We start from the raw sequence: 25947 nt of genomic DNA on the forward strand, positions 1-25947 counted from the left end.
TCCCTATGACCTCCGAAACCCTTTCTCCATCCCACTGGGCGCTGGGCCGCCTGAGCTGGGACGCCGTGCCCATGGCGCACGAGCCCATTGTGTTGTGGACCTTCATTGCCGTGGTCCTGGGCGGCCTCGTCGTCATGGCGGGTATCACCAAGTTCCGCCTGTGGGGCCCGCTGTGGCGCGACTGGATCTGCAGCATTGACCACAAGCGCATCGGCATCATGTACATGATCCTGGGCCTGGTGATGCTGCTGCGCGGCTTTGCCGACGCTGTGATGATGCGCCTGCAGCAGGCCATGGCCTTCGGCGACAACATGGGCTACCTGCCGCCGCACCACTACGACCAGATCTTCACCGCCCACGGCGTGATCATGATCTTCTTCGTGGCGATGCCGCTGGTCACCGGGCTGATGAACTACCTGGTGCCGCTGCAGATCGGCGCGCGCGACGTGTCCTTCCCGTTCCTGAACAACTTCAGCTTCTGGATGACCACGGCCGGTGCCGTGCTGGTGATGGTGTCGCTGTTCCTGGGCGAGTTCTCCACCTCTGGCTGGCTGGCGCTGTCCAACCTGGGGGCACAGAGCCCGAGCACCGGCCTGGATTACTACATCTGGGCGCTGCAGATTGCCGGGGTGGGTACCACGCTCTCGGGTATCAACCTGATCGTGACCATCATCAAGATGCGCGCGCCGGGCATGAGCCTGATGAAGATGCCCGTGTTCACCTGGACGGCCCTGTGCACCAACGCACTGATCGTGGCGTCCTTCCCCGTGCTGACAGCTGCGCTGGTGCTGATGTCGCTGGACCGCTACGTGGGCACCAACTTCTTCACCAACGAGCTGGGCGGCAACCCCATGCTCTATGTGAACCTGATCTGGATCTGGGGCCACCCTGAGGTGTACATCCTGGTGCTGCCGGCCTTCGGCGTGTTCTCCGAAGTGGTCGCCACCTTCAGCAAGAAGCGCCTGTTTGGCTACACCTCCATGGTGTACGCCACCGTGTGTATCACCATCCTGTCGTACCTGGTGTGGCTGCACCACTTCTTCACCATGGGCTCGGGCGCGAGCGTGAACACCTTCTTCGGTATCACGACGATGATCATCTCGATCCCCACGGGCGCGAAGATCTTCAACTGGCTGTTCACCATGTACAAAGGCCGCATCCGCTTCGAGTTGCCCATGATGTGGACTGTGGCGTTCATGGTGACGTTTGCCATCGGCGGCATGACCGGCGTGCTGCTGGCCGTGCCCCCGGCCGACTTCGTGCTGCACAACAGCCTGTTCCTGATCGCCCACTTCCACAACGTGATCATCGGCGGCGTGGTGTTTGCCATGTTTGCCGGCATCAACTACTGGTTCCCCAAGGCGTTTGGCTACAAGCTGGACCGCACCTGGGGCGTGCGCTCCTTCTGGCTGTGGCTGGTGGGCTTCTGGGTGGCGTTCACGCCGCTGTATGTGCTGGGCCTGATGGGTGTCACCCGCCGTGCCAACCACTTTGAAGACCAGTCGCTGCAGATCTGGTTCGTGATCGCTGCCATCGGCGCGGCCATGATTGCCGCCGGCATTGGGTGCTTCCTGATCCAGCTGGTGGTCAGCTTCCTCAAGCGCGAACAGCTGCGCGACTGGACGGGCGACCCCTGGGACGGCCGTACGCTGGAGTGGGCCACCTCGTCGCCCCCGCCCAACTACAACTTCGCCTTCACCCCTGTGGTGCACGAGATCGATGCCTGGTGGGACATGAAGAAGCACGGCTACAAGCGTCCTCTGGCGGGCTTTCAGCCCATCCACATGCCGGCCAACACCGGCGCTGGCGTGGTGATCTCGGGGCTGTCGCTGGTGTTCGGCTTTGCGCTGATCTGGCACATGTGGCTGCTGGCGGCCGTCTCGTTTGCGGCTGTCGTTCTGGCCGCCATCATCCACACGTTCAACTACAAGCGTGACTTCTACATCCCGGCATCCGAAGTGATCTCCACCGAAGAAGCCCGCACACTCCAACTGGCCCGCCATGTCTGATATCCGCATCCACGCTGGCGCCGCAGCAGGCGCCCTGGCCCCGCGCGAGTACCACCTCGCGCACGAGCCCCACCCTGAAAACGGCACGGCCCTGGGTTTCTGGCTGTACCTGATGAGCGACTGCCTCATCTTTGCAGCGCTGTTCGCCACCTACGGCGTGCTCGGCCGCAGCTATGCCGCAGGCCCCACCGGCGCGCAGCTGTTCGACCTGACCCTGGTGGCCATCAACACCGCGTTCCTGCTGCTGTCGTCCATCACCTTCGGTTTTGCCATGCTGCGCAAGCAGCTGGGCGATGTGAAGGGCACACTGTTGTGGCTGGCCGTCACGGGCGTGTTTGGCCTGTGCTTCCTGGGCCTGGAACTGTATGAGTTCTCGCACCTGCTGCACGAGGGCGCAGGCCCACAGCGCAGTGCCTTCCTGTCGGCGTTCTTCACGCTGGTGGGCACCCACGGCCTGCACGTCACCTTCGGCCTGATCTGGCTGGTGGTGCTGATGGTCCAGATCGGCAAGCATGGCCTGATCCCCGAAAACAACCGCCGCCTGATGTGTCTGTCCATGTTCTGGCACTTCTTGGACGTGGTCTGGATCGGCGTTTTCACCTTTGTGTACCTGATGGGGGTGCTGTAAATGAGCGCACAACACGCAACACACGCGCACGATGCGCATGGGCATGACGATCACCACCACGACGCAGGCCCCCACAGCACCTTTTCGGGCTACATGGCGGGGTTTGTGCTGTCCGTCATCCTCACAGCCATTCCCTTCTGGCTGGTGATGGCCAAGGTGATTGCGGACCGCAACACGGCCGTGCTGGTGCTGGGCGGCTTTGCCGTGATCCAGATCCTGGTGCACATGGTGTTCTTCCTGCACATGAACGGCAAGATCGAAGGCGGCTGGACGTTGCTGTCCACCATCTTCACGGTGGTGTTCGTGGCCATCGCCATTGCGGGCACCTTGTGGGTGATGTTCCACATGAATGCCAACATGATGCCGGAGCACCCCACGCCCACGCCGCCCACGCACGAGGCGCCCGGACACTCCACGCCCTGATGGACGCAGCCCCCATCACCATGGCACTGCCGCGCCGGGGCTTGCGCCGCGCAGTCCTGCTGGTGCTGGGCATGGCTTTGTTCCTGGGCTTTGTGTCGCTGGGCACCTGGCAGGTCCAACGCCGCACCTGGAAGCTGGACCTCATCGAAAGGGTGGACCAACGGGTACACGCCGCACCGGTCGCTCTGCCCCCGGTAGACCAATGGCCGGGCATCAGTGCCGCACAGCACGAGTACCTGCCAGTGGTCTTTCAGGGCCGCTGGCTGCCCGGCAAGACGGTGCTGACCCAGGCCGTCACCGAGCTGGGCGCGGGGTTCTGGGTAATGACGACCCTGCAACAGGACGACGGCACCCAGGTGCTGGTGAACCGGGGCTTTGTACCCCAGGAGCAACGCGCCCAATGGCTGGAGGCCCCGCCCCCCGCCGATGGCCCGGCTACCGTCCAAGGGCTGTTGCGGATGACCGAGCCCGGCGGTGGCTTTCTGCGCACCAACGATCCGGCACAGCAGCGCTGGTACTCGCGTGATGTGGCCGCCATCAGCAGCGCGTTGGGTCTGCCCCGGGCGGCTCCGTTTTTTGTGGATGCCGGGCTACCCGGTACCGCAGCGGCTCCTTCAGCCGTCTCTGGCTGGCCCCGCGCTGGCCTGACCGTCATCCGGTTTCACAACAGCCACCTGGTGTACGCCCTGACCTGGTATGGTCTTGCGCTCATGGTTGTCGTTGCCGGCTGGTATGTGGCACGCTATGAGCGCCGCATGGGCGCACGGGCCGCCAGCCGCCTCCCGACCCACGATGAACACCCACCCACCACGCCCTGACCCTGCGCTGGCCACTGCGCCGCGCAACGCACGCTCCGCTGACGCAGCCGCCGGTATCAAGAACCTGCAGCAACTGATTGAGCTGCGCTGGATTGCGGTGGTGGGCCAGGTGTTCACCATCGAGATGGCGCACTACAGCCTGGGCTTGAAGCTGCCGCTGCAGGAGATGCTGCTCGTCGTCGGCTGCCTGGCAGTCTTCAACGTGGTGAGCCTGCTGCGTCTGCGCACGGGCCGCGCGGTGCGCAACGTGGAGCTGTTTCTGGCACTGCTGATTGATGTGGCGGTGCTCACGGTGCAGCTGTACCTGAGTGGCGGCACCAGCAACCCCTTCGTTTTTCTGTACCTGCTGCAGATCACGCTGGGCGCCGTGCTGCTGCGGGGAGCCTACATCTGGTCTATCGTGATCATCACCGTGCTGTGCTTTGCGGCACTGGCAGACCACCACCTGCCGCTGGCCCTGCCGCAGGACCTGCACCAGGGCCTGTCGAGCCTGTATGTGCTCGGGCTGCTGGTGTGCTTTGTGCTCAACGCCACGCTGGTGATGGTGTTCATCACCCGCATCCACCGCAACCTGCGCGAGCGCGATGCCCGCCTGGCGGCCGCACGCCGGCGCCGTGTGGAAGAAGAGCACATCGTGCGCATGGGCCTGCTGGCGTCGGGGGCAGCACACGAGCTGGGCACGCCCCTGTCCACCCTGGCGGTGATCCTGGGCGACTGGCAGCACGACAAGCGGCTGACCAGCAATGCCGCACTCAAGGAAGACATTGCCGAGATGCAGACGCAGGTACAGCGGTGCAAGAGCATCGTGAGTGGGATCCTGCTGTCGGCGGGTGAGACGCGCGGCGAGGCATCGGTGCAGACCACCGTGCGCAAGTTCGTAGATGCGCTGGCCGAGGAATGGCGCAGCACCCGCACGATCCCCCAGTTTGACTACGACAACGACTTCGGCACCGACACGCCCATGGTGTCGGACACCACCCTCAAGCAAATGGTTTTCAATGTACTGGACAATGCACGTGACGCCTCGCCAGGCTGGGTGAGATTGGCGGTTACGCGCAATGCAGACGCCTTGTGCATGACCGTGACCGATGCCGGCCCCGGCTTTGCGCCCGACATGCTGTCCAAGCTGGGCACGCCGTACCAGTCCTCCAAGAACCGCCCTGGCGGAGGGTTGGGGCTGTATCTGGTGCTGAATGTCGCCCGCACCCTGGGTGGCAGCGTGGAGGCGCGCAACCGGCCCGAAGGCGGCGCACAGGTGACCATCGAATTGCCCCTGGCCTCGATTGCGCTGCCCCAGAAGGTATGAATGAACGAAAGAACCCACTGTGGACACTGAAGAAGCGCAACGACAGCTGCTGATCGTCGAAGACGACGAAGCCTTTGCGCGCACGCTGGCCCGCTCGTTTGAACGGCGCGGCTACAGCGTGTTGCAGGCAGCCAGCCTGGCCGACGTGGAGGTGTTGCTGGAGCAGTACCGGCCCGGCTATGCAGTGGTGGACCTGAAGCTCAAGGGAGAGGCCTCCGGTCTGGCCTGCGTGCAGACGTTGCACGCTGCGGACGAAGAGATGTTGATCGTGGTACTCACGGGTTTTGCGAGCATTGCCACCGCAGTGGAAGCCGTGAAGCTGGGCGCCTGCCACTATCTCGCCAAGCCCTCCAACACCGACGACATCGAAGCGGCATTTGGCCTCCGGGAAGGCAATGCCGAGGTGGAACTGACCAACCGCTCCAGTTCCATCAAGACGCTCGAATGGGAACGCATCAACGAGGTGCTGGCAGAGACAGGCTTCAACCTGTCGGAGGCCGCGCGGCGCCTGGGCATGCACCGCCGCACCCTCACGCGCAAGCTCGAAAAGAAACAGGTGCGCTAGCGCCAGGGGCCTTGGGGCTACCCTCTCCTGCGTCGGTACTCAGCCATCCTGGGGGGCACAGTCTGTGCGGCCATCACGCGCCCCCGCAGGCATCTGAACCGCACTCAGGCGGCCTCAGGCCCTGCCTTGAGCATCTGCTGCTCGAAAGCGCGCAAGCGCTTGTAGATCGAGATCTGCTCCACCACCGTGCTCCAGTTCAGCACCAGAAACTGGAACGACTCCAGCACCTTGTCAAAGGCCCGGGCAATCTGCTGCATCACCCCCAGGGTGATCACCCCCGCGATCAGCGTGGGGCCCAAGGCCACCAAGGGCACGAGCACACTCACCTGCAGGTAAGACCACTTCACCACATCGAAGTACAGGTAATGGAAAAACAGCCGGAAGTAGTTGCGGCGCACGCCTGCGAACAGCTCGGCCGCCGTGGGGGGAGAAGCCCGGTTCGGGTCATCCTCGCCCAGTACCAGCTCCTTGCGGTACGCCGCCTCGACCCGCTGATTGTGAAACTCCAGCCCTGGCAGCTTCACGCCCACGCAGGCGAGCAGCAGCGTGCCCCCCAAGGACCAGGCCAGTGCCACCCAGACCAGGGAATGCGGAACGGCACCGATGAGGGGCAGCGCAGTGACTTTGTCGGACAGCGTCCAGAGCACCGGCAAAAAGGCGCCTAACGTCATGAGGCTGCGCATGAAGCTCAGGCCCAGGTCCTCCATGGTGCGGGCGAAACGCATGGTGTCCTCCTGCACACGCTGTGCCGCGCCCTCGATGTGCCGCAGGCGTGGCCAGGCCGCCATGTAGTGCTCATTCATCGCCTGACGCCAGCGGAAGATGTAGTGTTTGCTGAAAAAATCCACCAGCACTGCCGTCGTCACATAGATCATGGCGATGCGTGCAAAGGTCGACAGCTGCCCCCAGAACTGCTCTGCGGTAATGCTGCCGGGCTTGCCCAGAGCCTCTTGGATCAGGTCATAAAAGCTGCCGAACCAGTCGTTGATCTGCACGTCCAGCTGCACACGGTAAGCGGTGGCCAGAAGAATGACGACAGAACCGAGGAGTGACCAGGCCCACCAGCGGCGGGCGAAAAAGAAGGACTTGAACATCGTGGTGCCGTGTTGGAATGGTTCTGCGAATTCAGAGTGCCACACGCAATGATCGTTCCGCGGCAAACAACGCCGCCGGCCATCCGCCTAAAGTGCAGACACCGGCCAATCAGCCTTCGCACCGAGCGCAGACCCGGCGCCAGCCTCTGGCTAGCGCGGCCGGGCCCTTTGCTCCAGCCATTCCTGAGCCGCCTGCTGCCCACCCCAGCGAGCCCAATCCAACGCGCTCTTTCCGTGCGGGTCTTTCTGCGAAAGATCCACCCCCTGCTCATCCAGCCAACGCAGCACGGCCACCTGCCCTTTGGCCGCAGCCAGCATGGCGGGGGTCTCGCCCCGGCTGGCGGGGGCGGGTTCGGTCAGCGATTGCCCTTGCTCTTTGAGCCAATCCAGGCACGGCACACAGCCGCTTTGCGCGGCCATGTGCACGGGCCCCCAGTCCCAGCGGTTGCGGGCTTGCAGGCTGGCACCAGCCTGCACCAGGCGTTGCGCCACCACCAGATGGCCGCCATAAAAAGCCCGCAGCAGGGCCGTGTCACCACGCTCACTGTCTTTGGCCGTCTGCCGCAAATCGGGCTGGGCCCCAGCCTGTAACAGCGCCTCCACATGCGCCAGCTGCCCCCGGTGGGCGGCCAGCATCAGCACGGAGGAGCCGGAGTCCGCCAGCAGGTTGGGGTTGGCGCCATCGCGCAGGGCCTGCGCCAATGCGCTGGCATCGCCCGCATTCTGGGCGTCCATGAGGCGGGCATCTGCAGGCGCCCAAATGCGCGATGAGGCCACTGCCGCAGGGGCTTGCAGCACCGCGCTGCGACCTGCCCACCACACCGCACGCCCGCCATGTGCCCACCAAACGAGCAAGCCAAAAGCCAAAAGCCATGCCCAGCAACCCCAGGCTGCACGTGAATGGGCCGCCACCTGGGGCCGCTGCGCCCCTGGCGTGAAGCGCCCTCGCCGATCCAGCCACGCACGTGCCACCGCCTGGCCCACGGCCTGCGCGGCAGCCGTGCCGCTCAGCCCTGGCGTCAGCATTTGCGAATGCCCTGACACATCCTTGCCCAGCACCGCGTGGTAGGCCTGCCCCCCCGCCGTGTACTGCAGCTTGTGCACCAGCGACTGGCTGGATTCGCCTGGCAACGTTGCCATGTGAGACCAAACCCACGAGCCGCGACGCACAACCAGGCCGTCGTCTTGCACCCGTAGCGTCCACCGCCGGGTGGCGGCATGCAAGGCCCAGGCGGGCAGCACCAACAAAGCCAACCAACCCCAAAAGCCGCTCGGCAGTACCAGGACGCCGGGCTGGATGCGGTCGTTCACCCACCACTCCAACGCCAGCAAAGCCACGGCCACCGCCGCGGACCAGCGCCAAGCGGTCTGCTCGAACGCGAGGGACCAGGCGTCTGGTGTCTCGGTCAAACGCACGCCAGGGGGAATAAAGCCTGGGGATTCAGCGGACTTACCTATGCCCGGAGAATCCAACGGCGGGGAGGCGGCATCGCGCCCTAAGCCGGGTGGCTCGATGGGGACTTCCTGCACCCACTGTGCCCGCCGATCAAAGCGGTCTGGCACCGAAGCAGCCTCCGCCCAGGACGGGGTGGAGGCCTCGACCGCCAAGTCATACGCCAGCTCCAGCGCACCATCGGCACGCACCAGTTCCAGCCGCCAGTCCACCCGCTCGCCACCGCGCCGCGCACCGTGGGTGGAGGCGTCATCAGGCAGGTCAAAACGCGCTACCAGTCGCATGCCGCCCTCGCCCGTCGGATGGCGCCGCGCCGTGGCCTTCAGCACCTCCACCTGGCGCTCGGGCGAGCCGGAGCTGGATTCGTCCACACGGTATTGCGCCACTTGCAGGCGCAGGTTTTCAGCCGCAGCTTGCTGCACAGCCCGCGCAGGCAGCACCAGCGTGATTTCGACCGATCGCCCCGCCGTGGGTCGCGAAGGCAGGGCCGTCATACCAACCCCCTGGTAGCGCCAGGCCTTGCGGCTGTTCTGCCAGGCGGCAGCTACCAAGCCCACGCCGATCACCACAAAGACGCCCATGAAGCCCTTGGCCCACCAGGGCCCTTTGGCGTCCGACCAGAACAAGGCGGCCATGGGGAAAGCGATGCCACACCAGAACACCGCGAAGAACCACAGCGCCCCCTGCCCCTTGGCCAGGGAATGCCTTGGCTCCAGGTCTGGCACATCGTCCTGGGGGCGCCTCAAGATGCGCAGAAACATCCATGCAGCAGTCACCCCGACGCCGGTGAACACCAGGGCAAACGGCAGTCGGAAAATCTGCAGCCGCCAGCGGATGCTGCGGTCCAGCAGGGCCTGGGCTGGGGCCTGGGGGTTGACCCAGGCGGTGATGGATTCGCCCCGCTCCTGCGCCTGGCGCAGGGTGCGGTGCCATTGCGCCTGCCAGTCGCCCACGTTGTCGGCACTGGAGTTCCGGTCCAGCCCCACGCGCTGCGCTTCGTACGTTTGGCCCCCCACGGTGTAGCGGTACCGGGCCAGCACCTGGTAGGTGGTGCCCCCCTCGCTGCCCGCGTGCTGCTTCAGTTGCACATCCAGCACCTGGGCCGGTACAGGCTGCCATGAGCGCACCGTCCAGGCTGCCTGCGCCGTTTCAGCCAAGGGGCGCAAACCTGCCCAATACCCGCCGGCACCGAACACCACCGCAAAGATGGCGCAGAAAACCAGCAAAACCCCTCGTCCCATTGTGTTGCCCATGGCTCCCTCCTTTTGTTGTTGTTATGGATGTCTTGTTATGGGCTCCAGCATAGTGACGAATAGATGACATTTGTGTGACAACCAAGGTGGGCCAAAAAAAAGCGGCCCCTGAGGGCCGCTTCTGTTGCGCAAAGAACGCGAGGATCAGGCGGTGACGCCCTTGGCGGTTTCTGCGTACTCTTCGATCTGGTCGAAGTTCAGGTACTTGTAGATCGACGCGCCATCCTTGTTCACGATGCCCATGGCTTCGTGGTATTCGGCCACCGTGGGGATCTTGCCCAGCTTGGACGCGATGGCGGCCAGCTCGGCGGAGGCCAGGAACACGTTGGTGTTCTTACCCAGGCGGTTGGGGAAGTTGCGGGTGGAGGTGGACACCACCGTGGCGCCTTCGCGCACCTGTGCCTGGTTGCCCATGCACAGCGAGCAGCCGGGCATTTCAGTGCGAGCACCGGCGGCACCAAAGTTGGCGTAATGGCCTTCCTTGATCAGTTCGCTCTCGTCCATCTTGGTGGGCGGTGCCACCCACAGCTTGACGGGAATGTCACGGCTACCGCCGAGCAGCTTGGCGGCTGCGCGGAAGTGGCCGATGTTGGTCATGCAAGAGCCGATGAAGGCTTCATCGATCTTGGTGCCAGCCACTTCCGACAGGGTCTTGGCGTCGTCCGGATCGTTGGGGCAGCACAGGATGGGTTCCTTGATGTCGGCCAGATCGATCTCGATGACGGCGGCGTATTCCGCGTCCTTGTCGGCTTCGAGCAGGTTGGGGTTGGCCAGCCAGGCTTCGACCTTCTCGATGCGGCGCTGCAGCGTGCGGGCGTCTGCATAGCCATCGGCGATCATGTTCTTCATCAGCACCACGTTGCTGGTCAGGTATTCCTTGACCGGCTCGGGGTTGAGCTTGATGGTGCAACCAGCGGCAGAGCGTTCTGCAGAGGCGTCGGACAATTCAAACGCTTGTTCAACTTTCAGGTTGGGCAGGCCCTCGATTTCCAGAATGCGGCCCGAGAAGATATTCTTCTTGCCCGCCTTGGCCACCGTCAACAGACCCGCCTTGATCGCGTACAGCGGAATCGCATGCACCAGGTCGCGCAGCGTCACGCCCGGCTGCATTTCGCCCTTGAAACGCACCAGCACCGACTCGGGCATGTCCAGAGGCATCACGCCCGTAGCAGCGCCGAAAGCCACCAGGCCAGAGCCTGCGGGGAAAGAAATACCGATGGGGAAACGCGTGTGCGAGTCGCCGCCTGTACCCACGGTGTCAGGCAGCAGCAGGCGGTTGAGCCAGCTGTGGATCACGCCGTCGCCAGGACGCAGAGCCACGCCACCACGGTTGCTGATGAACGCAGGCAGTTCGCGGTGGGTCTTCACGTCCACGGGCTTGGGGTAGGCCGCCGTGTGGCAGAACGACTGCATGACCAGATCGGCCGAGAAGCCCAGGCAGGCCAGGTCTTTCAGCTCGTCGCGGGTCATCGGACCGGTGGTGTCTTGCGAGCCCACGGTCGTCATCTTGGGTTCGCAGTAGGTACCGGGGCGCACGCCCTGGCCTTCTGGCAGACCCACGGCGCGGCCAACCATCTTCTGAGCGAGGGTGAAGCCAGCCTTCGAAGCGGCAGGTGCCTGGGGTAGGCGGAACAGCGTGGAGGCTGACAGGCCCAGGAACTCGCGCGCCTTGGCCGTCAGCGAACGGCCGATGATGAGGTTGATACGGCCGCCCGCACGCACTTCGTCAAACAACACATCGCTCTTGAGCTTGAACTCGGCCACGGTGGCGCCGTTCTTCACGATCTTGCCGTCGTAGGGCAGGATGTCGACCACGTCGCCCATTTCGAGCTTGGACACATCGACTTCGATCGGCAGCGAGCCCGAGTCTTCTTGCGTGTTGAAAAAGATGGGAGCAATCTTGCCGCCCAGGGTCACACCGCCAAAACGCTTGTTCGGCACGAACGGGATGTCCTGGCCGGTGGCCCAGATCACGCTGTTGGTGGCCGACTTGCGGCTGGAGCCGGTGCCCACCACGTCGCCCACGTAGGCCACGAGGTTGCCCTTCTTCTTGAGGTCTTCGATGAATTGCATCGGACCGCGCTTGCCATCCTCCTCGGGCTTGAACGCTGCATCGGGGCGGGTGTTCTTCAGCATGGCGAGGTAGTGCAGCGGAATGTCGGGGCGGCTCCAGGCATCCGGCGCGGGCGACAGGTCGTCGGTGTTGGTCTCGCCAGGCACCTTGAACACGGTGACCGTGATCTTCTTTTCGACTTCAGGACGGGTGGTGAACCACTCGGCATCGGCCCAGCTCTTGATGACTTCCTGCGCCTTGGCGTTGCCGGCCTTGGCCTTGGCGGCGACGTCATTGAAGAAGTCGAACATCAACAGGGTCTTCTTCAGGCCTTCTGCGGCCACGCCGGCCACTTCGGCATCGTCGAGCAATTCGATCAGCGGGTGCACGTTGTAGCCGCCCACCATGGTGCCCAGCAGTTCCGTGGCCTTGGCCTTGGAGATCAGGCCCACCTTGATGTCGCCATGCGCCACGGCCGCCAGAAAGCTGGCCTTGACTTTGGCAGCGTCGTCCACACCCGGTGGCACGCGATGGGTCAGCAGGTCCAGCAGGAAGGCCTCTTCACCAGCGGGTGGGTTCTTGATCAGTTCGATCAGTTCAGCCACCTGCTTGGCGTCCAGGGGCAGGGGCGGGATACCCAGTGCAGCGCGTTCGGCAGCATGGTCTCGGTAGGCTTTCAACATTGTTTTCTCCAGTTGCGTTCTAAAGTGGGGCGTAGGGTGTGGCGGCGGGCTCGGCACACACCGGTCGTTGAGAGGTGCGCGCGATCTTTTTATTTGGCAGCGGGCAGCGGGTCCAGCACGCTCACGGGTGGGTTCTTCTTGATGGCTTCAGCCACTACGACCTGCTCGGGACTCATGCACTCGTCAGCCAAGCGCTGACCCGCGCGCTGGTTCATCAGCATGGACTTGTTGGCGATCTGCAGCCACACGGCGCCGCCCTTGGCGTCCTCCAGACGCACCGTGCCTGTGGTCGTGGCCACCGGCGACATGTAGTACTTGAAACCCTTGCCTTCCACGTGGAAGTGGCCGGGGGTTGCGGGGTCTGCGGTCACCGTGACAAAAGCGCCCAGTTCGCAGGGCATGCGCCCCACATGGACGCGCTCGGCAATCGCCAGTTCGGCGGGCGACAGGGCTGCTTCGGCAGCAATGATGCCGGCCGCCACCTGGTTGGTGGCGCTCTTCAGCTGGGTGCGGCTGCTGGTGGGTTCGGCCTTGGCATGGCTCTTGGCAGGACCCTTGGCCGCGGTCTTGCCCTCTGCAGGCTTGGCAGCCGTCTTGGCGGCTGGCTTGGCTGCGGGTTTGGCGGCAGCCTTGGTGTCGGACTTGGCCGCTGGCTGGGCAGTTGTTTGCGCCAGGGCGAAGGCCGGGGCCAGCAGCATGAGGGCGGAGGCAATGACGAATTTCATAGGATGTCCTGCGTGGAAATGTCCAGGGGTGTTCACGATGGAACGAAAGCGGATGTGTCAAACCATTGACGCACCGCCAAGGGTAGCGCGCGCCCGGTACGGTGGGCGCGCTCCAAAATTTGCCAATAGAAGCGGTAGCTGGCCCGGTCGTGCAATACCCCATCCACACTGATAGGGGCCCAGTCAGCCAACGCTGCCGCCGCAATGATCCGGGATGCGGTGTCGATATCGTCCTGCTGGGGGGCAAAGGCCTGCAGGATGGTGCGGATCTGCGCCGGATGGATGCTCCACATCCGGGTGTAGCCCAGCTCGCGCGATGCGCGGCCGACAGCACCTTGCAGGGCCGCCATGTCCGAAAACTCGGTGACCACGCAATGGGACGGTACCTTGCCATGCGCATGGCAGGCCGAGGCGATTTCGAGCTTGGCTCGCACCACCAGCGGGTGCGTGAACTGCCCGGCAGAGGTCATGGCCTGCGCGGGAATGGCGCCGCCATGGGCCGACACAAAATCCATGAGCCCGAAACTCAGGCTCTGCACGCGGGGGTGGGCCGCGATTTCAAACGCCCGCTGCACGGCGGCGGGAGACTCGATCAACACGTGCAAAGGCACATGGGCCGCCGACGCGCGCTCCAGCGCACGCTCAGCCAGCAGAACATCGTCTACCGACTCGACCTTGGGAATCATGATGTGGCACAGCCTGTGCCCCGCCTCGCCTGCAATGGTGGCGACGTCGTTGGCAAATGCAGGGTGGTCCACTGCGTGAACGCGGGCCGCAACCCGTGCGCCCGGGGCTGCATTCAGTGCCAGGCTTGCCACCAACGCTGCATGCGCGGACTCCAGCCCGACAGGGGCTCCGTCTTCGCAATCGAGGGTGACATCAAAGACGCAGGTGCCAAACTCCTGCGTCATCTCGGCCTGCAATTGCAGGCTCTTGCGCATGCGCACTTCGACGCCGCTGTAGTGGTCGCAAACCGGCAGAAACCCGGTCTGCGCCTGGGCGCCGAGCAACACATCGCGCGGATGGACAGACACAGCGCCCTGCCCCGGTGCGGGGGCTTGGGCGACCCGAAGGCCCGATGCCACAGGCGTCGGCTGCATTGCGTCGTTCACCAGCTTGTTTACAGCAGGTGCTTGACGCCGTCTTGCTCGCCTTGCAGTTCGGCCAGCGTGATGTTGATGCGCTCTTGCGAGAACGCATCGATGTCCAAACCTTCGACGATCTTGTACTCGCCGTTTTCGCAAGTCACAGGGAAGCCAAACATCACGTCCTTGGGAATGCCATATTCGCCATTGGATGGAACACCCATGGTGACCCACTTGCCGTTGGTGCCCAGGGCCCAGTCGCGCATGTGGTCGATGGCGGCGTTGGCTGCAGACGCTGCCGACGACAGGCCACGGGCTTCGATGATGGCTGCGCCACGCTTGCCCACTGTGGGCAGGAACGTGTTGGCGTTCCACTCCTGGTCGTTGATCATCTTGGCCACGCTTTCGCCCTTGATGGTGGCAAAGCGGTAGTCGGCGTACATCGTGGGCGAGTGGTTGCCCCACACGGTCAGCTTCTCGATGTCAGCCACGGCCTTGCCGGTCTTGGCAGCGATCTGGCTGGCAGCACGGTTGTGGTCCAGGCGCAGCATGGCGGTGAAGTTCTTGCGTGGCAGGTCAGGGGCCGACTTCATGGCGATGTAGGCATTGGTGTTGGCGGGGTTGCCCACCACCAGCACCTTCACGTCACGCGATGCCACTGCGTTCAGGGCCTTGCCCTGTGCCGTGAAGATGGCGCCGTTGACAGCCAGCAGCTCGGCACGCTCCATGCCGGGGCCACGGGGGCGCGAACCGACCAGCAGTGCGTAGTCAGCGTCCTTGAAGGCAGTCATGGGGTCGCTGTGGGCGGTCATTTCGACAAGCAGCGGGAAGGCGCAGTCGTCCAGTTCCATCATCACGCCCTTGAGCGCTTTTTGAGGACCTTCGACAGGCACTTCGAGCAATTGCAGGATGACCGGCTGGTCCTTGCCCAGCATTTCGCCGGAGGCGATACGGAACAGCAGGGCGTAACCGATTTGACCGGCGGCGCCGGTGACAGCGACGCGAACGGGCTTCTTGCTCATGGTGAAAACTCCAGGAAGTGAGGAAAACAGGTGTGAGTGCAACGCAAGCACCAGCGCCTGTCACCAGTAGCCCGTGCCCCGCAAAACAGCATTGGAGTTTACCCCCGATTGGACACCTCGGTCAATTTGTCTTATGTCTTATATAAGATATGATTGCAACCCGTTTGTCGTCCGATTGTCATGGGGCAACCGCACTGCCGCACCACAGCACACGCACAACCTACACACCCACACCATGTCATCGCTTCCGTTCGCAGCCGACAACCCAGCCGCTCAGCAAGGCGCTGCGGGCGTCGCCACGCCAGCGTTCAGCCCGCTGTACCAGCAGATCAAGGGGCTGATCCTGCAGAGCCTGCAACAGGGTGAATGGAAGCCTGGCGAGGCCATCCCAAGCGAAATGGAGCTGGCTGCGCGCTTTCGCGTCAGCCAGGGCACGGTGCGCAAGGCCATTGACGAACTGGCCGCCGAGAACCTGGTGATGCGCCGGCAGGGCAAAGGCACCTTTGTGGCCACCCACGCCGAACAGCATGTGCAGTACCGATTTCTGAAGCTGCTGCCCGACACCGGAGACGCCCGCGTGGAGGGCCCTGCGCAGCGCCGCGTGATCGATTGCCGCCGCGTGCGCGCCAATGCCGATGTGGCCCGTGCCCTGGCGTTGCGCAGTGGCGATGCTGTCATGCAGGCCCGGCGCATTCTGTCTTTTGCGGGAGTGCCCACCATTCTGGAAGACATCTGGCTGCCCGGCCAGGCCTTCAAGGGCCTCACAGCCGAACAGCTGGCCAATTACCAAGGGCCGACTTACGCCATGTTTGAACTCGACTTTGGCGTGCGCATGGTGCGGGCCGAAGAAAAAATCCGCGCCGTGCTGCCCGACGAAGAACAGGCCCAGCTACTGCAAATCACACCCGTCACGCCGCTGCTGAGCGTCGAGCGCATCGCTTACACCTACAACGATGTTCCCATGGAGTTACGCCGGGGCCTGTATCGCACCGATACCCACCACTACCGTAATGAATTGAGCTGACAGCAGGCTGGCACCCGAGCATTAACGTCGAAAATTTCAAGCCCGGCTAAACCCTTGTGTTGCGTTGCAATAGAATTTTGCGTTCTTTGCATCTTCAAATTACAAAGCAGTTACATCCACGAAAGCACCAGAAATGACAGAACTAGCCAAAAAACGGCCTGAATTCCGCAACATCAATGCCTTCAAGGACTTGACGACCTACCGCATGACGCCTGCCGCGTGGGTTTCGATCTTGCACCGCGCCAGCGGACTGATCATGTTCCTGCTGCTGCCCTTCATCATCTGGATGTTCGACACCTCCGTGTCTTCCGAAATCTCGTTCGCCAAATTCTCGGCAGCCTTCAACATCGGCATCGGCTTTGTGCCCGGCTGGTTCATCAAGCTGGTCGCTCTGGCGCTGATCTGGGCCTACCTGCACCACTTCACGGCCGGCCTGCGCCACCTGTGGATGGACGTGAGCCACAGCGCCGTGAACAAGCAATTTGGCAAGAGCTCTGCCCTGACCGTTCTGGTCATCAGCATCGGGCTGGCCCTGGTGCTGGGCGCCAAGCTGTTCGGCCTGTACTGATCAACCCACAAAAACGGCGGTCGCTGTAAGTCAGCGCCTGTTGAAGAACGAGAGGAAATTTCCATGTCCGTCAATTACGGTTCCAAGCGCGTCGTCGTCGGCGCCCACTATGGTCTGCGCGACTGGCTCAGCCAGCGCGTCACGGCAGTCCTGATGGCGCTGTTCACCCTGGCCCTGCTGGCCCAGGTCATCTTTTCCAAAGGCCCCATCGGCTACGACAAATGGGCAGGCATCTTCTCGGCCCAATGGATGAAGGTACTGACCTTCTCCGTGATCGTCGCGATCGCCTGGCATGCGTGGGTCGGCCTGCGCGAAGTCCTGATGGACTACATCAAGCCCGTGGGCCTGCGCCTGGCACTGCAAGTGTTCAGCATCGTCTGGCTGGTCAGCTGCGCCGGCTGGGGCATCCAGGTTCTGTGGCGTCTCTGATTCCCGCGATTGAAGGTACACAATGAGCTACACACAAGCCAACATCACCAAGCGCAAGTTTGACGTCATCATCATCGGGGCCGGCGGCTCCGGCATGCGGGCATCCCTGCAACTGGCCCGCGCGGGCCTGAACGTTGCGGTTCTCTCCAAGGTCTTCCCCACCCGTTCGCACACCGTGGCGGCCCAGGGCGGCATCGGCGCGTCGCTGGGCAACATGTCCGAGGACAACTGGCACTACCACTTCTACGACACCATCAAGGGTTCCGACTGGCTCGGCGACCAGGATGCCATCGAGTTCATGTGCCGCGAAGCCCCCAAGGTCGTGTACGACCTGGAACACATGGGCATGCCGTTTGACCGAAACACCGACGGCACGATCTACCAGCGCCCCTTCGGTGGTCACACCGCCAACTACGGCGAAAAGCCCGTGCAACGCGCTTGCGCTGCGGCCGACCGCACCGGCCACGCCATGCTGCACACGCTGTACCAGCAAAACGTCAAGGCCCGCACCAATTTCTTCGTGGAGTGGATGGCCCTGGACCTGATCCGCGACGCCGACGGCGACGTGGTGGGCGTGACGGCGCTGGAAATGGAAACCGGCGACCTGCACATTCTTGAAGCCAAGACCACTCTGCTGGCCACCGGTGGCGCAGGCCGTATCTTTGCAGCCTCGACCAACGCCTTCATCAACACCGGTGACGGCTTGGGCATGGCCGCGCGCGCCGGCATTCCGCTGGAAGACATGGAGTTCTGGCAGTTCCACCCCACCGGCGTGGCCGGCGCGGGGGTGCTGCTGACCGAAGGCTGCCGCGGCGAAGGCGCCATCTTGCTCAACAGCAATGGCGAGCGCTTCATGGAGCGCTATGCGCCCACCCTGAAGGACCTGGCACCGCGCGACTTTGTGTCCCGCTCGATGGACCAGGAAATCAAGGAAGGCCGTGGCTGCGGTCCCAACAAGGACTACGTGCTGCTCAAGCTCGACCACCTGGGCGCAGACACCATCCACAAGCGCCTGCCTTCGGTGTACGAAATCGGCGTCAACTTCGCCAACGTGGACATCACCAAGGAACCGATTCCTGTGGTGCCCACCATCCACTACCAGATGGGTGGCATCCCCACCAACATCAACGGCCAGGTCGTGGTGCAGCAAGGCGGCAACGACAACCTGGTGGTCAACGGCCTGTACGCAGTGGGCGAATGCTCCTGCGTATCGGTGCACGGCGCCAACCGTCTGGGCACCAACTCGCTGCTGGACCTGCTGGTCTTCGGCCGCGCAGCTGGCAACCACATCGTCGAGTTCAACGACAAGAACAAGAACCACAAGCCCCTGCCCAAGGACGCGGCCGACCGCACCCTGGAGCGCCTCAACCGCCTGCAAGGCGCGAGCAGCGGCGAATACGCCCAGGACGTGGCCAACGACATCCGCGCCAGCATGCAGCTGCACGCCGGCGTGTTCCGCACGCAAGCGAGCATGGACGAAGGCGTCAAGAAGATTGCCGAGCTGCGCAACCGCGTGAACAGCGTGGGCCTGAAGGACCACTCCAAGGTGTTCAACACCGCCCGCATCGAAGCGCTGGAAGTCGAGAACCTGATCGAAGCTGCGCAAGCCACCATGGTGTCTGCAGCTGCCCGCAAGGAATGCCGTGGCGCCCACACGGTGAGCGACTACGAGCGCCCCGCAGACGACCCAGTGGCACCGCTGGGCCGCGACGATGCCAACTGGATGAAGCACACCCTGTGGCACAGCGAGAGCAACAGCCTGACCTACAAGCCCGTCAAACTCAAACCCCTGACCGTGGACTCAGTTCCGCCCAAGGTTCGCACGTTCTAAACGGATACAGGAGCACCCCACCATGGCAAAACGCACCTTCCAAATCTACCGCTACGATCCTGACAAGGACGCCAAGCCCTACATGCAGACCGTCGAAGTCGAACTCGACGGCAGCGAACGCATGCTGCTGGACGCCCTGATGAAGCTCAAGGCGCAAGACCCCACGCTGTCGTTCCGCCGCTCCTGCCGCGAAGGTGTTTGTGGCTCGGACGCCATGAACATCAACGGCAAGAACGGCCTGGCCTGCCTGACCAACATGAACACGCTGCCCGGCACCGTGGTCCTGAAGCCCCTGCCCGGCCTGCCCGTCATCCGCGATCTGATCGTGGACATGACGCAGTTCTTCAAGCAGTACAACTCCATCAAGCCCTACCTCGTCAACGACAACGTGCCGCCCGAAACCGAGCGCCTGCAGTCGCCTGAAGAGCGCGAAGAGCTGAACGGCCTGTACGAGTGCATTCTGTGCGCCAGCTGCTCGACCAGCTGCCCCAGCTTCTGGTGGAACCCCGACAAGTTCGTGGGTCCTGCGGGTCTGCTGCAGGCCTACCGCTTCATCGCCGACAGCCGCGACGAAGCCACCACGGAGCGCCTGGACAACCTGGAAGACCCGTACCGCCTGTTCCGCTGCCACACCATCATGAACTGCGTGGACGTGTGCCCCAAGGGCCTGAACCCCACCCGGGCCATCGGCAAGATCAAGGAACTGATGGTGCGCCGCGCCATCTGAGCGCGACCCGTTCATCGTCCTACACCCCGGTCCATGCAAACGACGTCCACCCCATCCATCGCGCCAGAAGCGGCTTCGCCGCTGCTGGACGAACGCGAGCTGAGCAAGCTGCACTGGCGCTGCCGGCGCGGCCTGCTGGAGAACGACTTGTTCATCGAGAAGTTCTTCCACCGCTTCGAATCGACGCTGACGCAGCGCCATGCGCAAGGCCTCAACGCGTTGATGGATCTGGCGGACAACGACCTGCTGGACCTGCTGCTGCGGCGGCGAGAGCCCTCGGGCGACCAAGACACACAAGAAGCGCGTGAAGTGCTCGGCATGCTGAGACAAAGCGGTGGCGCCACGGCAGTGCATGCCTGACACCCGGCCCTCGCACCAAGACCGGATTCGTATCGGCAACCTACCCAAGGAAAGTAACAATGAAGCTAGCTGACAACAAAGCCACCCTGTCGTTCAGTAACGGCAGCCCCAGCGTGGACCTGCCGGTCTATCAGGGCAGCATCGGCCCGGACGTCATCGACATCCGCAAGCTGTATGCGCAGACGGGCATGTTCACCTATGACCCGGGCTTCCTGTCCACAGCAGCCACCCAGTCGGCCATCACCTACATCGATGGCGACAAGGGCGAGTTGCTGTACCGCGGCTACCCCATTGAGCAGCTGGCCGAAAACTGCGACTTCCTGGAAACCTGCCACCTGCTGCTGTACGGCGATCTGCCCAACGCAGCTCAGAAGGCCGACTTCACCAGCCGCGTGACCAACCACACCATGGTCAACGAGCAGATGCAGTTCTTCCTGCGTGGCTTCCGCCGCGACGCGCACCCCATGGCTGTGCTGACCGGTCTGGTGGGCGCTCTGTCGGCCTTCTACCACGACAGCACGGACATCAACAATCCGCAGCACCGCGAGATCGCCGCTATCCGCCTGATCGCCAAGATGCCTACCCTGGTCGCCATGGCCTACAAGTACGGCATGGGCCAGCCCTACATGTACCCGCAGAACCACCTGAGCTATGCAGGCAACTTCCTGCGCATGATGTTCGGTACGCCCTGCGAAGAGTACAAGGTCAACCCCGTGCTGGAACGCGCGCTGGACCGCATCTTCATCCTACACGCTGACCACGAGCAGAACGCCTCGACCTCCACCGTGCGTCTATGCGGCTCGTCGGGCACGAACCCGTTCGCTGCCATCGCCGCTGGCGTGGCCTGCCTGTGGGGCCCTGCCCACGGCGGCGCCAACGAAGCAGCCCTCAACATGCTGTACGACATCCAGGCCCAAGGCGGCGTGGAAAAGATCGGCGACTTCATCAAGCAGGTCAAGGACAAGAACTCCGGCGTCAAGCTCATGGGCTTTGGCCACCGCGTGTACAAGAACTACGACCCCCGCGCCAAGCTCATGCAAGAGACTTGCAATGAAGTGCTGGCCGAGCTGGGCCTGGAAAACGACCCGCTGTTCAAGCTGGCCAAGGAACTGGAAAAGATCGCCCTGGAAGACGACTACTTCGTGCAGCGCAAACTCTACCCGAACGTGGACTTCTACTCCGGGATCGTGCAGCGTGCCATCGGCATCCCGGTGAACCTGTTCACCGGCATCTTCAGCCTGGCCCGCACCGTGGGCTGGATCGCCCAGCTGAACGAAATGATCGGCGACCCCGAGTACAAGATCGGCCGCCCCCGCCAGCTGTTCACCGGCTCCGTGCGCCGCGACGTGCCTCCCCTGGCCAGCCGCTGATCGGTGCGGCGCACTGCGCCGACCGCTCCCAACAAAAAAGCCCGCAGGCAATGCCTGCGGGCTTTTTTGTTGCCTCACGCATGCGCCTCAGCGACCACCGCGGAGTCGTGGGCATGATCCCGAACCTGCGCCCGAGCGTAGCGCCCAGGCGGCATGCCCACGTGGCGGGTGAACGCCACGCCAAAGGTGTTGACCGAGCTGTAGCCCGTGCGCTCGGCAATCTCTGCCATGCCGCAATCGTCGCGCCGAAGCAGGTCTTTCGCCAACGCCATGCGCCAGGTCAGCAGGTATTCCATGGGCGCCACACCCAGCACGCGGCTGAAGCGCTCAAAGAAGGCAGAGCGTGACAACGCAGCCTCCCTGGCCAGCTGCGCAACCGTCCAGGGCTGCGCAGGGCTGGCGTGCATGCTCCGCAATGCCGCCGCCAGCCGTTCGTCCGCCAGCCCGCGCGCAAGGCCCGCCGAGGCCGCCGTCCCGGCCGTCGAGCGCAGCGCCTCCACCAGCAGCACTTCGAGCAGGCGGGCGAGCACCACATCGCGGGCGGGGCGGTTTGCCCGGCATTCCTCGGCCACCAGCTGCACCAGGGTTTCCAAGCGGCTGTCTCCGCGCACGTGCATCAGCTGGGGCAGCAGCGTCACCAGCAGGTCCGCGTCGGGTGCGCCAAACACGCAGTAGCCGACCAGGTACCGCACCTCCGGTGCTGCCGTGGTACTGCCCAGGCGGAATTCGCCGCCCGGCAAGACCACCGGCACCGCCTCTGGCTGGTCCTGCCCTGGGGGCGGCAGGCTGGACATGGAAAAGCCTTGGGTGGAAGGGATGAGGACGAAATCCCCCGCTTGCAGCACCACGGGCTCATGCCCTTGCGCTTCCAGCTGGCATGCACCGTCAAGGACGGCGCAGTAGAACGTACGCCCGGGCTCGCTGCGGCGCACACGCCATCGCCCTGCGGCGGTGACGACCTTGGAGAAAGGCGCGCCCGGCTGCAGCAGGGCCACCACATCGGCAAAGGGGTCGGACATCTGGACTTTCAGAACATATTTTGCGACTTCTCAGTGTATCAAGTCCTGCCACTCCGGCCTATCGTTAGGGCACCTCAACCACTGATTGGAATCCCCATGAAAACAGTCCTCATCACCGGCTGCTCCTCCGGTTTCGGCCTCGAAACCGCCCGCCATTTCCTGGACCAAGGCTGGAACGTGGTCGCTACGATGCGCACGCCGCAGCCACAACTGCTTCCGACCAGCGAGCGCCTGCGCATCGTGGCGCTGGACGTGACCCGCGAGGACAGCATCCGTGACGCCGTCGCTGCGGCCGGCCCACTCGACGTGCTGGTCAACAACGCCGGGATCGGGCTGCTGAATGCGCTGGAGGGTACATCGATGGCGACCGTGCGGGACGTGTTCGAGACCAACACGCTCGGCACCATCGCGATGACGCAGGCGGTGCTGCCGCAGCTCCGACAGCGGCGCTCCGGGGTGATCGTGAATGTGACGTCGAGCGTGACGCTGGAGCCGTTGCCGCTGCTGTCTGTGTACAGGGCGAGCAAGGCGGCAGTCAACGCGTTCACCGAATCGCTGGCGCTGGAGCTGGAGTCCTTCAACGTGCAGGCACGTCTGGTCCTCCCGGGGCGCGCACCGCAAACCCGCTTCGGGGAGAACGCCCGCCCACGGATGGGCTCGGTTCCCGAGAGTTACGACGCCGTGGCCCAGCGTGTCTTCGCGGGGTGGGCGCAATCCCATGCGCTGGTCACCCATGCTGCCGACGTGGCGCAGGCCGTGTGGCGCGCCGCCACCGATCCGTCGTGCCCGATCCGGCTGCCTGCGGGCGCCGACGCGGAAGCCCAGGCTGCGGCACTGCACAGCAGCAGCGCGGCGTAAACCCCGGGGGCGAGGGGCAAAGGCGAACGCCAGCACATACTACCCCCTAGTAAAAGCATCTTTTGCACTCGTAGCGCTTATCTATCAAGCGCTTCAGATTTATACTACCGCCTAGTATCTCGTTCCATACGCCCCTCCCGCCACCCCTGGCCGTGACGGGCGCCGCCCCCATGCCCCATTCCGCCGAAGACAAGCAACGCGCCATCACCCGCCTGCGCCGCATCCGTGGCCAGGCGGAAGCGCTGGAGCGCGCCGTCGAGGCGGGCAGCGACTGTGCGCCCATCCTGCAGCAGCTGGCGGCGATGCGCGGCGCCGTGCACGGGTTGATGACCGACCTGCTGGACAGCCATGTGCGCGAAACGCTGATGGCCCAGCCCTCCGCCGCACCGCAGGCGCTGGACGAGACACTCACGCTGCTTCGCTCGTACCTGAAGTAGCCTTCGCCCCTCTTCCCCACCGCCCACCCAAGGAGCCACCCCATGAAATCCCGCGCCGCCGTTGCCTTCAAAGCCGGAGAACCCCTGCAGATCGTCGAGATCGACGTCGCCCCGCCCAAGAAGGGCGAGGTACTCATCAAGATCACTGACACCGGCGTGTGCCACACCGACGCCTTCACCCTCAGCGGTGACGACCCCGAAGGCCTGTTCCCCGTGGTGCTGGGCCATGAAGGCGCGGGCATCGTGGTGGAAGTGGGCGAAGGCGTGACCAGCGTGAAGCCCGGCGACCACGTCATCCCGCTCTACACCGCCGAATGCGGCGAGTGCCTGTTCTGCAAGAGCGGCAAGACCAACCTGTGCGTGAGCGTGCGCGCCACGCAGGGCAAGGGTGTGATGCCCGATGGCACCACGCGCTTCAGCTACAACGGCCAGCCCATCTACCACTACATGGGCTGCAGCACGTTCAGCGAATACACCGTGGTGGCCGAGGTGTCGCTCGCCAAGGTCAACCCCAACGCCAACCCCGAGCAGGTCTGCCTGCTGGGCTGCGGCGTGACCACGGGCCTGGGCGCCGTCAAGAACACCGCCAAGGTGCAAGAGGGCGACACCGTGGCCGTGTTTGGCCTGGGCGGCATTGGCCTGGCCGTGATTCAGGGCGCCAAGCTGGCCAAGGCCGGGCGCATCATCGCCATCGATACCAATCCCTCCAAGTTCGACCTGGCCCGCACCTTTGGCGCCACCGACTGCGTGAATCCCAAGGACTTCGACAAGCCGATCCAGCAGGTCATCGTGGAGATGACGACCTGGGGCGTGGACCACAGCTTTGAGTGCATCGGCAACGTGAACGTGATGCGTGCTGCGCTGGAGTGCGCGCACCGTGGCTGGGGCCAGAGCGTGATCATCGGCGTGGCCGGTGCCGGGCAAGAGATCAGCACCCGCCCCTTCCAGCTCGTCACCGGCCGCAAGTGGCTGGGCACGGCGTTTGGCGGCGTCAAGGGCCGCAGCGAGCTGCCCGGCATGGTCGAAGACGCAATGGCCGGCAAGATCCAGCTCGCGCCCTTTGTCACCCATACCATGGGCCTGAAGGACATCAACGAAGCGTTTGACCTGATGCACGAAGGCAAGTCGATCCGCTCGGTCGTCAAGTACGCTGCTTAACCCTGCACAGCGCCAGCGCCCACAGCCCCTTCGACCACAGGGCACTCTGGGTGCTGGCCCTGGCGGGCCATGACAAACGGCCTGGAGCCGGTTTTTAGGCTCCCTACCAGCGAAAACTGCCTCAAGCGCTACGAAATATTGCCTGAGCAGCTATCAATTCAAGAGCAAACACCATGACCACTCCCCTGGACCTGCTCAGCCAGCACGCCTGTTTTGGCGGCGAGCAGCGCTTTTACCAACACACCTCCACCACCATCGGCCTGCCGATGAAGTTCTCGGTGTACCTGCCCCCCCAGGCACAACAGGGCCCTGTGCCCGCCGTGTTGTACCTGGCCGGGCTGACCTGCACCGAGGAGACCTTTGCCATCAAGGCCGGAGCCCAGCGCCTGGCCGCCGAACTGGGCCTGGCCCTGATCGCGCCCGACACCAGCCCGCGCGGCGAGGCCGTGTTGGCCCTGCCCGGCGCCACGGCCAGCTGGGACTTTGGCGTGGGCGCGGGCTTCTACCTCGACGCTACGCAGAGCCCCTGGAACACGCACTGGCGCATGGAGAGCTACCTGCTGCAAGAGCTGTTGCCCTTGGTGGGCCAGCACCTGCCCATCGACGGGCAGCGCCTGGGCATCTTCGGCCACAGCATGGGCGGCCATGGCGCTCTCACGCTGGCCCTGCGCCACCCCGGCCGCTTCAAGACGGTGTCGGCCTTTGCGCCCATCTGCGCGCCCACCCAGTGCCCCTGGGGCGAAAAGGCCTTCACCGGCTACCTGGGCCCCGACCGCACCACCTGGCTGGAGCACGATGCCACGGTGCTGATGCAACACCAGCCCATCGCGCCCTACCCGGCAGGCATCCTCATCGACCAGGGGCTGGACGACAAATTCCTGGCCGACCAGCTGCACCCCCACTTGTTCGAGGCCGCGTGCCAGGCCATCGGCCAGCCGCTCACACTGCGTCGGCATGCGGGTTACGACCACGGCTACTACTTTGTGCAGAGCTTTGTGGGCGACCATTTGGCCCACCATGCGCGGGGTCTTGGCGCCGGACATTAATGC

The 25947-nt window shown here is 64.1% G+C and carries 24 protein-coding genes; 17 read left to right on the forward strand and 7 right to left on the reverse strand.

All coding sequences use genetic code 11. The features are described 5' to 3' along the window. The first annotated feature begins 5 nt into the window (after nucleotides 1-5). Genes cyoB through ACT531_RS13275 form a run of 6 tightly spaced genes read left to right on the forward strand, consistent with a single transcriptional unit; the run spans nucleotide 6 to nucleotide 5749 of the window. Nucleotides 6-2009: a cytochrome o ubiquinol oxidase subunit I gene (cyoB, locus tag ACT531_RS13250; RefSeq protein WP_291446878.1), complete on the forward strand. Its 2004-nt coding sequence runs from the start codon at nucleotides 6-8 to the stop codon at nucleotides 2007-2009. Then, the gene (gene cyoC, locus ACT531_RS13255; RefSeq protein WP_015015041.1) at nucleotides 2002-2637 is read left to right on the forward strand and encodes a cytochrome o ubiquinol oxidase subunit III; all 636 of its coding nucleotides are present in this window, start codon (nucleotides 2002-2004) and stop codon (nucleotides 2635-2637) included. The genes cyoB and cyoC overlap by 8 nt, the downstream gene beginning before the upstream one ends. Beyond that, a complete protein-coding gene (gene cyoD / locus ACT531_RS13260; RefSeq protein ID WP_476017709.1) occupies nucleotides 2638-3060 on the forward strand; it encodes a cytochrome o ubiquinol oxidase subunit IV in 423 nt (140 codons plus the stop codon). It abuts the gene before it with no gap. Continuing rightward, complete coding sequence (locus ACT531_RS13265; protein WP_476017710.1) at nucleotides 3060-3878, forward strand: SURF1 family protein; 819 nt, start codon at nucleotides 3060-3062, stop codon at nucleotides 3876-3878. Before cyoD ends, ACT531_RS13265 begins: the two co-directional genes overlap by 1 nt. Then, on the forward strand, nucleotides 3853-5184 hold the full coding sequence (locus tag ACT531_RS13270; protein ID WP_060984686.1) for an ATP-binding protein: 1332 nt from the start codon (nucleotides 3853-3855) through the stop codon (nucleotides 5182-5184). The genes ACT531_RS13265 and ACT531_RS13270 overlap by 26 nt, the downstream gene beginning before the upstream one ends. Nucleotides 5185-5203: 19 nt before the next feature. Continuing rightward, complete coding sequence (locus ACT531_RS13275; RefSeq protein WP_209819891.1) at nucleotides 5204-5749, forward strand: response regulator transcription factor; 546 nt, start codon at nucleotides 5204-5206, stop codon at nucleotides 5747-5749. A gap of 104 nt (nucleotides 5750-5853) precedes the next feature. Here ACT531_RS13275 and sbmA read toward each other — a convergent pair whose 3' ends face one another. The 6 genes from sbmA to ACT531_RS13305 form a co-directional block, all read right to left on the reverse strand. Then, a complete protein-coding gene (gene sbmA / locus ACT531_RS13280) occupies nucleotides 5854-6843 on the reverse strand; it encodes a peptide antibiotic transporter SbmA (RefSeq protein WP_209819890.1) in 990 nt (329 codons plus the stop codon). A 150-nt stretch (nucleotides 6844-6993) separates the two neighbouring features. Continuing rightward, nucleotides 6994-9549 carry an ankyrin repeat domain-containing protein gene (locus ACT531_RS13285; protein WP_476017711.1) on the reverse strand — a complete coding sequence of 852 codons (2556 nt, stop codon included), beginning with the start codon at nucleotides 9547-9549 and terminating at the stop codon, nucleotides 6994-6996. Between the two features lie 144 nt (nucleotides 9550-9693). Further along, nucleotides 9694-12285, reverse strand: coding sequence for a bifunctional aconitate hydratase 2/2-methylisocitrate dehydratase (gene acnB, locus ACT531_RS13290; RefSeq protein WP_476017712.1), 2592 nt, complete (start codon nucleotides 12283-12285; stop codon nucleotides 9694-9696). 89 nt (nucleotides 12286-12374) lie between these two features. Beyond that, complete coding sequence (locus tag ACT531_RS13295) at nucleotides 12375-13010, reverse strand: hypothetical protein (protein WP_476017713.1); 636 nt, start codon at nucleotides 13008-13010, stop codon at nucleotides 12375-12377. A 32-nt stretch (nucleotides 13011-13042) separates the two neighbouring features. Next, nucleotides 13043-14110 carry an HpcH/HpaI aldolase/citrate lyase family protein gene (locus tag ACT531_RS13300; RefSeq protein ID WP_476017714.1) on the reverse strand — a complete coding sequence of 356 codons (1068 nt, stop codon included), beginning with the start codon at nucleotides 14108-14110 and terminating at the stop codon, nucleotides 13043-13045. 20 nt (nucleotides 14111-14130) lie between these two features. After that, on the reverse strand, nucleotides 14131-15117 hold the full coding sequence (locus ACT531_RS13305) for a malate dehydrogenase (protein ID WP_015015052.1): 987 nt from the start codon (nucleotides 15115-15117) through the stop codon (nucleotides 14131-14133). Between the two features lie 235 nt (nucleotides 15118-15352). On the opposite strand from ACT531_RS13305, the gene ACT531_RS13310 reads away from it, so the two are divergent. The 7 genes from ACT531_RS13310 (at nucleotide 15353) to ACT531_RS13340 (ending at nucleotide 21426) form a co-directional block, all read left to right on the forward strand. Then, nucleotides 15353-16141, forward strand: a complete 789-nt coding sequence (locus ACT531_RS13310; protein WP_295944751.1) for a GntR family transcriptional regulator — start codon at nucleotides 15353-15355, stop codon at nucleotides 16139-16141. A gap of 133 nt (nucleotides 16142-16274) precedes the next feature. Next, a complete protein-coding gene (gene sdhC / locus ACT531_RS13315; RefSeq protein ID WP_056064896.1) occupies nucleotides 16275-16709 on the forward strand; it encodes a succinate dehydrogenase, cytochrome b556 subunit in 435 nt (144 codons plus the stop codon). A gap of 63 nt (nucleotides 16710-16772) precedes the next feature. Then, complete coding sequence (sdhD, locus tag ACT531_RS13320) at nucleotides 16773-17138, forward strand: succinate dehydrogenase, hydrophobic membrane anchor protein (protein WP_015015055.1); 366 nt, start codon at nucleotides 16773-16775, stop codon at nucleotides 17136-17138. A 22-nt stretch (nucleotides 17139-17160) separates the two neighbouring features. Beyond that, on the forward strand, nucleotides 17161-18969 hold the full coding sequence (gene sdhA, locus ACT531_RS13325) for a succinate dehydrogenase flavoprotein subunit (protein ID WP_015015056.1): 1809 nt from the start codon (nucleotides 17161-17163) through the stop codon (nucleotides 18967-18969). Between the two features lie 22 nt (nucleotides 18970-18991). Next, entirely contained in the window at nucleotides 18992-19696 is a 705-nt protein-coding gene (locus ACT531_RS13330; protein WP_015015057.1) for a succinate dehydrogenase iron-sulfur subunit, read from the forward strand. Between the two features lie 33 nt (nucleotides 19697-19729). Further along, nucleotides 19730-20056, forward strand: a complete 327-nt coding sequence (locus ACT531_RS13335; protein WP_015015058.1) for an FAD assembly factor SdhE — start codon at nucleotides 19730-19732, stop codon at nucleotides 20054-20056. 59 nt (nucleotides 20057-20115) lie between these two features. Next, the gene (locus ACT531_RS13340) at nucleotides 20116-21426 is read left to right on the forward strand and encodes a citrate synthase (RefSeq protein ID WP_015015059.1); all 1311 of its coding nucleotides are present in this window, start codon (nucleotides 20116-20118) and stop codon (nucleotides 21424-21426) included. A gap of 74 nt (nucleotides 21427-21500) precedes the next feature. Here ACT531_RS13340 and ACT531_RS13345 read toward each other — a convergent pair whose 3' ends face one another. Beyond that, the gene (locus ACT531_RS13345) at nucleotides 21501-22445 is read right to left on the reverse strand and encodes an AraC family transcriptional regulator (protein ID WP_476017715.1); all 945 of its coding nucleotides are present in this window, start codon (nucleotides 22443-22445) and stop codon (nucleotides 21501-21503) included. Nucleotides 22446-22541: 96 nt separating this feature from the next. On the opposite strand from ACT531_RS13345, the gene ACT531_RS13350 reads away from it, so the two are divergent. The 4 genes from ACT531_RS13350 to fghA all read left to right on the forward strand — a co-directional run bounded on the left by ACT531_RS13350 (nucleotide 22542) and on the right by fghA (nucleotide 25944). Further along, entirely contained in the window at nucleotides 22542-23303 is a 762-nt protein-coding gene (locus ACT531_RS13350) for an SDR family oxidoreductase (protein WP_476017716.1), read from the forward strand. A 170-nt stretch (nucleotides 23304-23473) separates the two neighbouring features. Beyond that, nucleotides 23474-23740: a metal/formaldehyde-sensitive transcriptional repressor gene (locus ACT531_RS13355; protein ID WP_015015062.1), complete on the forward strand. Its 267-nt coding sequence runs from the start codon at nucleotides 23474-23476 to the stop codon at nucleotides 23738-23740. A gap of 42 nt (nucleotides 23741-23782) precedes the next feature. Continuing rightward, nucleotides 23783-24898, forward strand: a complete 1116-nt coding sequence (locus tag ACT531_RS13360) for an S-(hydroxymethyl)glutathione dehydrogenase/class III alcohol dehydrogenase (protein ID WP_015015063.1) — start codon at nucleotides 23783-23785, stop codon at nucleotides 24896-24898. A 173-nt stretch (nucleotides 24899-25071) separates the two neighbouring features. Next, complete coding sequence (gene fghA / locus ACT531_RS13365; protein ID WP_121942395.1) at nucleotides 25072-25944, forward strand: S-formylglutathione hydrolase; 873 nt, start codon at nucleotides 25072-25074, stop codon at nucleotides 25942-25944. Nucleotides 25945-25947 lie beyond the last annotated feature (3 nt).

The sequence above is a fragment of the Acidovorax sp. DMC1 genome, assembly GCF_056314325.1.